This window comes from Actinomadura sp. 7K534, from assembly GCF_004348575.1.
GTDB lineage: Bacteria > Actinomycetota > Actinomycetes > Streptosporangiales > Streptosporangiaceae > Spirillospora > Spirillospora livida.
In genome coordinates, this window is record NZ_SMKB01000276.1 from 1 (window position 1) to 8,933 (window position 8,933).

Sequence of the window (8,933 nt, forward strand, 5' to 3'; positions counted from 1 at the left end):
GGCCGGAGACGGGGCGGACGGGGACGAGCGGGCCCTCCTCCGGATGCCGACCAGGCGTTGCAGGGCGATGAAGGCGAACAGCAGGACGCTGATGGCGATGCGCGTCCACCACGAGCTGAGCGTGCCCTCGAAGGTGAGCATGGTCTTGATGACGCCCAGGACGAGCACGCCGAGAAGGGTGCCGACCACGTAGCCGGAACCGCCGGTCAGCATGGTGCCGCCGATGACGACGGCGGCGATGGCGTCGAGTTCCATGCCGACGGCGTGCAGCCCGTCACCGGACAGCGTGTAGAAGGCGAACAGGACGCCGCCGAGGGCGGAGCAGAACCCGCTGATGGCGTACACCTGGATCTTGGTGCGGGCGACGGGCAGCCCCATGAGCAGCGCGGACTGCTCGCCGCCGCCGATCGCGTAGACGTTGCGCCCGGTCCGCGTCCAGTGCAGCACGTACACGGCCACGGCGAAGGTGACCAGCGCGATGATGGCCCCCGCGGACACGCGGACGCCGCCGGGCAGGGCGACCCGGTTCAGCGCGACGGTGTCGAAGAAGCCGTTCTCGATGGAGATCTGCTTCTCGCTGATGGTGAAGCACAGGCCGCGGGCGAGGAACATCCCGGCGAGGGTGGCGATGAAGGGCTGGATCTCGAAGACGTGGATCACGTAGCCCATCGCGGCGCCGAACAGCGTCCCGACGAGCAGGACGACCAGGATCACCAGCGGGCCGGGCAGGCCGAGCCGGGACGTTCCGACCGCGCACAGCATGCCCGAGAGGGCCACGACCGACCCGACCGACAGGTCGATGCCGCCGCTGAGGATGACGAACGTCATGCCGATGGCGACGACCAGCAGGAACGCGTTGTCGATGAACAGGTCGGCGAAGACCTGGGCGGTGCCGAAGTTCTCGTAGCGCAGCGCCCCGGTCGCGAACGCCAGGACGAACAGCCCGAACGTGACGAGGACCGGGACGTGCCGGCGGTGCACCGCCGGGAGGGCGAGGGCGGTGGTCATGCGGGGACCTCCACTTTCTTGTCCGCGGACGGCGGGTCCGCGGGCGGCTGGACGGGTCCGCCGGGACGGCGGCGGCCGACCTTGGCGCGGAAGGCCGGGGACTGCAGCAGGCACACGAAAGTGACGACGGCGGCCTCGAACACCAGCGTCGTGCGCGGCGGGATCCCGGCCGTGTAGATCGTCGTGTTGAGCGTCTGGATGATGAGCGCGCCGACGACGGTGCCCGCGATGGAGAACCGCCCCCCGGTGAGCGCGGTGCCGCCGAGCACCACCGCGAGGATCGCGTCGAGCTCGATCCACAGCCCGGCGTTGTTGCCGTCGGCCGCGGACACGTCCGAGGAGATCATCCATCCGGCGACGCCCGCGCACACGGCGCAGAACACGTAGCCGAGGACGATCAGCCCGGACGCGCGGATGCCGACGAGCCGGGACGCCTCCGCGTTGCCGCCGACCGACTCCAGCAGCAGCCCGAGCGCGGTCCGGCGGGCGAGCACGGCCGCGGCGGCCACGGACGCCAGCACGATCAGCACCGCGACGGGCAGCCCAGCCAGGTGGCCGCCGCCGATCTCCCGGTACCCCGAGTCCCGGTCGATCGTGATGATCTGCCCGCCGGTGATCAGCTGGGCGATGCCGCGCCCGCCGACCATGAGGATGAGCGTCGCGATGATCGGCTGGATGCTGAGCCGGGTGACGAGCAGCCCGTTCCAGAGCCCGAGCACCAGGCACAGGCCGAAGCTCAGCGCGAGCGCGACGGCCAGGCCCTGCCCCTCGCTGATCAGGAAGCAGGCCATCGCGCCGCTGATCGCGACGACCGAGCCCACCGACAGGTCGATCCCGCCGGTGGCGATGACCATGGTCATGCCGAGCGAGACCATGATCAGCGGGGCGCCGAACCGGAGGATGTCGATCAGGCTGCCGTAGAGGTGGCCGTCCCGGACCCGGATGGCGAGGAAGCCCGGCGTGACGACCGCGTTGACGACGAGCAGCAGCACGAGCACCGCCACCGGCCAGAAGAGCCGGTGCCTGGTCAGCCGCGCGAGGTTCGCCCGGTTGACGGCGTTCACGGGGTTCATGACGCTCCGTTCGCGATCGTCCCGAGGAGCCGCTCGGGGGTGAGGGATCCGTCGTTGGCGAGCTCCGCGACGAGCGTGCGGTCCCGCAGCACCTCGACCTTGTGCGAGAGCCGCAGGACCTCCTCCAGCTCGGCGGAGATGAACAGCACCCCGATGCCGTCCCCGGCGAGCGCCACGACGAGCTTCTGGATCTCGGTCTTGGCGCCGACGTCGATGCCGCGGGTCGGCTCGTCCAGGATCAGCAGCCGGGGCCGGGTGATGAGCCAGCGCGCGAGCAGCACCTTCTGCTGGTTGCCGCCGCTGAGGTTGCGGACCGGCGTGCCGGGGGACGGCGGCTGGATCCGCAGCTTCCGGATGTACTCGCCGACGAGCTCGTCCCGGCGCCGCGACGGCAGCGGCCGCGTCCAGCCGCGGGCGGCCTGCAGCGCGAGGACGATGTTCTCCGCGACCGTCAGGTCCATGACCAGGCCGTCGGCCTTGCGGTCCTCGGGGCAGAACGCGATGCCGCGGTCGATCGCGGCGCGCGGCGTCCGCAGCGCGACGGTCTCCTCGCCGACCCGGACGCGGCCGGTGTCGGCGGCCTCGGCGCCGAACACGAGCCGGGCCAGCTCCGAGCGCCCCGAGCCGAGCAGCCCGGCCAGGCCCACGACCTCGCCCTCGTGGATCTCCAGGTCGACCGGCGTGAGCGCCCCGGTCCGCCCGGCGCCCTCCAGGGCGAGCAGCCGCTTCCCGCGCGTGATGGCGGGGGCGGCCTCTTCGAGCTGCTCCAGGTCGTGCAGCTCCTGCCCGGTCATCCGGGAGACCAGGTCGAACCGGCCGAGTTCGCCGATCGGGTACTCCCCGACCAGCCTGCCGTTGCGCAGCACGGTGACCCGGTCGCAGATCTCGTAGATCTGCTCCAGGAAGTGCGAGACGAACAGGATGGCGACGCCGTCGTCGCGCAGCCGCCGCATGACCCCGAACAGCCGCTCCACCTCGCCCCGGTCGAGGCTGGACGTCGGCTCGTCCAGGATGAGGACCTTCGCGTCCAGGTCGATGGCCCGCACGATCGCGATGAGCTGCTGGACGGCGAGGGACTGCGCGCCGAGGGGGGCGGTCACGTCCAGGTCCAGGTCGAGCCGGGCCAGCAGCTCGGCGGACCGGCGCCGGATCCGCGCCCAGTCGATCCGGCCGAACCTGCGGGGCTCCCGGCCGATGAAGATGTTCTCCGCCACCGACAGGTTGGGGCAGAGGTTGACCTCCTGGTAGACGGTGCTGATGCCGAGCCGCTGGGCGTGCGGCGGGTCGTGGACCTGCCGCTCCGCGCCGTCCAGCGTCATGCGGCCCTCGTCGGCCTGGTACACGCCGGTGAGGACCTTGATCAGCGTGGACTTCCCGGCGCCGTTCTCGCCCATCAGCGCGTGGATCTCTCCCGGGAACAGCCGGAAGGCCACGCCGTCGAGCGCGCGGACCCCGGGGAACTGCTTGGAGATGCCGGTGACCTCCAGGACGGGCTCGGTCACGATGCCCCCTCCCCTGTCTTCCTGGTCTCGTCATGACGGATCCCGCCGGGCCCGCGGGCCGCACGCGGCGGCCGGCGGGCGCGGCGGGAGCCCGGGGTCAGTACTTGCGGCTGGGGAGCGCCTTCTTGGCGGCCTCCTGGTCGAAGACCGTCTCCTCGGTGACGATGCGCCGCTCGACGGGCTGGTCCTCGTGCACCTTCTTGACGATCTCCATCAGCTGCCCGCCCAGCAGCGGGTTGCACTCCACGATGAAGTTGATCTTGCCGTCGGCGAGGGCCTGCATCCCGTCCCGGACGGCGTCCACCGTGATGATCTTGATGTCCTCGCCGGGCTTCTTCCCGGCCTCCTCGATCGCCTGGATCGCGCCGAGCCCCATGTCGTCGTTGTGCGCGTACAGGACGTCGATGTCCTTGTGCGCCTTCAGCAGGGCCTGCATGACCTCCTTGCCCTTGGCGCGGGTGAACTCGCCGGACTGCGACGCGATCACCTTGAGGTTCGGGTTGGCCTTGATGACCTCCTCGAAGCCCTTCTTCCGGTCGATCGCCGGCGCCGCGCCGACCGTCCCCTCCAGCTGGACGATGTTCACCGGCTCGGAGGAGTCCTTGTACTGGTCCACCAGCCACTGGCCGGACTTCTTGCCCTCCTCGACGAAGTCGGAGCCGAGGAACGTCACGTACATGGACGCGTCGGAGTCCACCGCGCGGTCGGTGAGCACGACCGGGATGCCGGCCGCCTTCGCCTCCTTGAGGACCGCGTCCCAGCCGGTGACGACGACCGGGGAGAAGGCGATGACGTCGACCTTCTGCTTGATGAAGGACCGGATCGCCGCGATCTGGTTCTCCTGCTTCTGCTGCGCGTCGGCGAACTTGAGGTCGATGCCGGCCGCCGCGGCCTCCTCCTTGATCGACTTGGTGTTCGCCGTCCGCCAGCCGCTCTCGGCGCCGACCTGGGAGAAGCCCAGGGTGATCGAGCCGGAACCGGAGCCGCCGCCGGAGCCGGAGCCGGAGTCGCCGCAGGCCGTCACGGCCGTCAGGGCCAGCGCCGCGCCGGCGGCGGCGGCAAGGATTCTTCGCTTCATCGGGGGTTCTCCTTCGAGGGGTGGGACGTGGGACGGTCAAGTCTCTGTTAGCGCTAACATGACGGCGGCGGACGCGGACGGGGCGGACGGCGGATCAGGCGCGGACGGCCGCGGTGCTCTCGCGGACGATGAGTTCGGGGCCGACGAGGCGCCGGCCGGGGGCGCCGTCCGCGGCGGGACGGCCGATGCGGTCCATCAGCAGGCTGAAGGCGTGCCGCCCGATCTCGCCGAAGTTCTGCCGGACGGTGGTCAGGGGCGGGGAGAAGTACGGGGACTCGGGGACGTTGTCGAAGCCGACGACGCTGACGTCCTGCGGGATCCGGCGGCCCGCCTCGCGCAGTGCGCGCAGCAGGCCGAGGGCCATGGCGTCGTTCGCGGCGAACACCGCGGTGACGGACGGGTCACGGGCGATCATCCTGCCGAGGTCGTAGCCGGACTGCGCCGACCAGTCCCCCACCAGCGAGGCGGGTTCCCGGCACCGCCCGGCCGCCAGCGCCGCGCGCCAGCCGGCCACCCGGCCGTCCGCGTCGACCCAGTCGGCCGGCCCGGACAGGTGCCAGACCGTCTCGTGCCCCATGTCGAGGAGGTGCCGGGTGGCCCGCACCGCCCCGACGTGCTGGTCGACCGCCGCCAGCGGGAACGGCAGCTCATCCGCGGCGCCGACCACGACGATCGGCAGTTCCGGGGGGAGGCCGCGCAGCCCCTCGGCCGCCGACACGTGCGGCGCCACGATGATGATGCCGTCGACCGCCTGGCCGCGCAGCCGGTCGACGGCCTCCCCGATCGACCGGCGGGTCAGCGCGCTCAGGCTGACGATGCTGATCACGTAGTCGTGCTCGCGCGCCGCCCGCTCGATGCCGTACACGGTGGAGGCCGGCCCGTAGAGCGTGGTGTCGAAGCTGACGACGCCGAGGACTCCCGACCGTCCCGTCACCAGGACCCGCGCGGCCACATTCGGCCGGTAGTCCAGGGCGCGGACGGCGGCGAGCACCCGGGCGCGGGTCGAGGCGCGGACCTTCTCGGGCGAGTTGAGGACGCGGGAGACCGTCATGGCCGAGACGCCGGCCAGCGCGGCCACGTCCTCCATGAGGGCGCGGCGCCCCTCGGCAGGGCCCCGATCGGCCGGACGCCGCCCCGTCGACTCGCCCATCGCGCCTCCATGCTCCCAACACGCTTGGCGAGAATGTTTGCGATAACGCTCTGCCGTGTCAATACCCCGGAGACCGGAAGATGCGGCGGATCATCCCTGGAACAGGGAAATATGGCCCGCTTCGCCCCCGGCCGACCCCGGCGGGATCGACCCATTGACGCCGGAAATCGATAGCGCTAACAAGACCTGCCGGGGACGTCTGCGCGGGACCGGGCGGCCAGCGCGTCAGGGCGTGAGGATGGCGCGGCCGCGGACGCGGCCGGCGTCGAGCGCCTCGATCGCGGACTGGAAGTCGTCCAGCGCGTACTTCTCGGTGTGCAGGGTGACCGCGCCGCGGGCGGCGAGTGCCATCAGGTCGCACAGGTCGTTGTAGGAGCCGACGAGGTTGCCGATGATGTTGATCTCGGCGGAGATGACGTCGATCGTGGGGACGTCGATGTTCTCCCCGTAGCCGACCACGTGGTAGTCCCCGGCCTGCCGCAGCATGCGCAGGCCCTCGGCGGTGGTGCCGCCCTCGCCGACGAAGTCGACGACGACCTCGGCTCCGCCGCGGGTGAGGTCGAGGACCTTCTCGACGTGGTCGCCGTCCGCCACGACGCCGTGGTCGGCGCCGATCGAGGTGGCGAGGTCGACGGCGCCCGGGTCGCGGTCGATCACGATGAGCTCGGCGGGGCTGAGGGCCTTCAGCACCTGGACGCCGATGTGCCCGAGGCCGCCGGAGCCGATGACCGCGCAGCGGTCCCGCGGCGTCAGCCGGCGCGCGGCCTTGGCGGCCGCATGGTACGCGGTGAGGCCGGCGTCGGCGTAGGCCGCGACGTCGGCGGGTTCGAGCGACTCGTCCAGCTTCACCACGCTGCGCGCGGTCGTCCTGATGTAGTCGGCGTAGCCGCCGTCGCTGTCGATGCCGGGGAACCGGCTGTTCTCGCAGTGCACGTCGTCCCCTGAGCGGCAGGCGCGGCACAGCCCGCAGGTGACCAGGGGGTGGAGGATGACCTTGTCGCCCTCGGCGACGCCGGTCACGGCGGAGCCCACGGCGTGCACCCATCCGGCGTTCTCGTGCCCGATCGTGTAGGGCAGCTCCACCCCGGACTTCTCGGCCCACTGGCCTTCGAGGATGTGCAGGTCGGTGCGGCACACCCCGGCACCGCCGATCTTCACGACGACGTCGAGCGGCTCCGCGGGTTCGGGGACGGGGACCTCCGCCATGCGCAGGTTCTCGTGGTAGCCGACGACCTGGACGGCCCGCATCGCACTCATCAAGCACTCCTGTGTGGCTCGCGTGCACCGCTTTCCGCGGCGTGCATACCCGAGGCGGCCGGGCCTGACCATCGAAGCGGGCGACGCGCACGATCTTGTTGGCCTCATCGGGCCGTTCCGGTTCCACGGGGCGGCGCCGGGGGCCCAGGATGGGACTCCTCATCCCTACGTTCAAGGAGGCTTGATGACGGACGACGCGGCGATGGACCGGATCGACACGAGCGTTCCGCACTCGGCGCGCATCTGGAACTACTGGCTGGGCGGCAAGGACAACTACCCGGTCGACCGCGCGGCGGGCGACCAGTACCTGGAGACGTTCCCGGGGGTGGTGGACGTCGCCCGCGCGTCCCGGCTGTTCCTGACGCGCTCCGTCCGGTACCTCGCCGGCGAGGCGGGCATCCGCCAGTTCCTCGACGTGGGGACGGGGCTGCCCACCGTGGACAACACCCACGAGGTCGCCCAGCGCGTCGCTCCCGACGCCCGGGTCGTCTACGTCGACAACGACCCGCTGGTGCTCGTCCACGCGCGGGCGCTGCTCACCAGTACGCGGGAGGGCGTCACCGACTACGTCGAGGCCGATCTCCACGACCCCGCGCACATCCTCAAGGTCGCCGAGCGGACGCTCGATCTCGGCCGTCCGGTCGCGCTGATCCTGAGCGGGATCATGGGGCACGTCCCGGACGGCGACGAGGCCCGCTCGATCGTCAGGGCGCTGCTGGAGCCGCTGCCGTCCGGCAGCTACCTCTCGCTGAACGACGGTTCGAGCGTCTTCGCCGGGGACGCGATCGAGGACGCGCAGGAGGACTACAACGAGGGCGGCGCGGTCCCGTACCAGCTGCGTTCGCCGGAGGAGATCGGCCGCTTCTTCGAGGGCCTTGAGCTGGTGGAGCCGGGTCTGGTCTCGTGCCCGCTGTGGCGGCCGGAGTCGACGACTTTGGAGACCCCCGAGCCCGTCGACGCGTTCGGCGCCGTGGGAAGGAAGCCGTAGGGAGGGCAAAAGAAAAACCGCAGATCACCGATCTGCGGTTCCACGGTACCCCCGAGCGGATTCGAACCGCCGTTACCGCCTTGAGAGGGCGGCGTCCTAGGCCACTAGACGACGGGGGCCGGACTACTGCACCCGACCGATCTCCCGCTCGGGCCTGCCCCACCTTACCGGACTCACCCCACCACCTCGAACCGATTTCCACCCCGCCTCAAAGATTCGACGACACAAGTCGACGATGACGAAGCGTTCTCCCCGGACAGGAACGTGGACGTCGCAGATGCGGAAATTGGGCGCGAACAGCAACCACCGTGAGGGCGAAGCCCGAACATCGGGGGTTCCAGGGGGTCGCCCCTGGAAGACACCAGGAAAGGCGAAGACGGCCAAAGGCCGCCGAGTAAGACGAGGCCAGTACCCCCGAGCGGATTCGAACCGCCGTTACCGCCTTGAGAGGGCGGCGTCCTAGGCCACTAGACGACGGGGGCGCATGTCCGCGGAAACGGACGCAGCTGGGGTACCAGGACTCGAACCTAGACTAAGTGAACCAGAATCACTCGTGCTGCCGATTACACCATACCCCAGTGAGGTACGAGCGCCCGTTCCGTTTCCGGCCGGTCGCTCGCGTCCCGATGAGAATACAGGAGGTTGCGACCGCGACCAAAACGATTGGCGCGGCGGGCGGGGCGCGTCGCGCCGGGGCGCGTTCAGGGGGTGTCGCCGGGCGCACCGAGGTGGCGCCGTCCCCAGTCGACGAGGGGGCGCAGGCGGCGCCACGCGTCCCTGATCCTCGGCACGACCTCCGGCGTCCGCATCCACGGGTCGGCGGGCCAGCCCGCGTGCGCGTAGAGCGAGCGGTGGCGGAGGAGTTCCAGGCGGGGGT

7 protein-coding genes and 3 tRNA genes are annotated in these 8,933 nt (G+C 71.1%); 1 reads left to right on the top strand and 9 read right to left on the bottom strand.

Annotated elements, in window-relative coordinates; translation table 11 throughout:
- The 6 genes from yjfF to E1266_RS32415 form a co-directional block, all read right to left on the bottom strand.
- On the bottom strand, window positions 1-1,008 hold a 1,008-nt coding region (gene yjfF, locus E1266_RS32390), incomplete at its 3' end, for a galactofuranose ABC transporter, permease protein YjfF (protein ID WP_132053604.1).
- Entirely contained in the window at window positions 1,005-2,081 is a 1,077-nt protein-coding gene (locus E1266_RS32395; RefSeq protein ID WP_132053606.1) for an ABC transporter permease, read from the bottom strand. The genes E1266_RS32395 and yjfF, both read right to left, overlap by 4 nt.
- A complete protein-coding gene (locus tag E1266_RS32400; protein WP_207946049.1) occupies window positions 2,078-3,583 on the bottom strand; it encodes a sugar ABC transporter ATP-binding protein in 1,506 nt (501 codons plus the stop codon). Before E1266_RS32400 ends, E1266_RS32395 begins: the two co-directional genes overlap by 4 nt.
- 97 nt (window positions 3,584-3,680) lie before the next feature.
- Window positions 3,681-4,661 carry an ABC transporter substrate-binding protein gene (locus tag E1266_RS32405; protein ID WP_132053610.1) on the bottom strand — a complete coding sequence of 327 codons (981 nt, stop codon included), beginning with the start codon at window positions 4,659-4,661 and terminating at the stop codon, window positions 3,681-3,683.
- Between the two features lie 94 nt (window positions 4,662-4,755).
- Complete coding sequence (locus E1266_RS32410; protein WP_207946050.1) at window positions 4,756-5,811, bottom strand: LacI family DNA-binding transcriptional regulator; 1,056 nt, start codon at window positions 5,809-5,811, stop codon at window positions 4,756-4,758.
- A gap of 225 nt (window positions 5,812-6,036) precedes the next feature.
- Entirely contained in the window at window positions 6,037-7,059 is a 1,023-nt protein-coding gene (locus tag E1266_RS32415; RefSeq protein ID WP_132053614.1) for an NAD(P)-dependent alcohol dehydrogenase, read from the bottom strand.
- 193 nt (window positions 7,060-7,252) lie between these two features.
- Here E1266_RS32415 and E1266_RS32420 point away from each other — a divergent pair, with 193 nt between their 5' ends.
- Entirely contained in the window at window positions 7,253-8,056 is an 804-nt protein-coding gene (locus E1266_RS32420) for an SAM-dependent methyltransferase (protein WP_207946051.1), read from the top strand.
- Window positions 8,057-8,102: 46 nt separating this feature from the next.
- Here E1266_RS32420 and E1266_RS32425 read toward each other — a convergent pair.
- The 3 genes from E1266_RS32425 to E1266_RS32435 all read right to left on the bottom strand — a co-directional run bounded on the left by E1266_RS32425 (window position 8,103) and on the right by E1266_RS32435 (window position 8,634).
- Window positions 8,103-8,175 (bottom strand) — tRNA-Glu (locus E1266_RS32425).
- Between the two features lie 290 nt (window positions 8,176-8,465).
- Window positions 8,466-8,538: transfer RNA gene (locus E1266_RS32430), tRNA-Glu, on the bottom strand.
- Window positions 8,539-8,562: 24 nt separating this feature from the next.
- Window positions 8,563-8,634: transfer RNA gene (locus tag E1266_RS32435), tRNA-Gln, on the bottom strand.
- Window positions 8,635-8,933 lie beyond the last annotated feature (299 nt).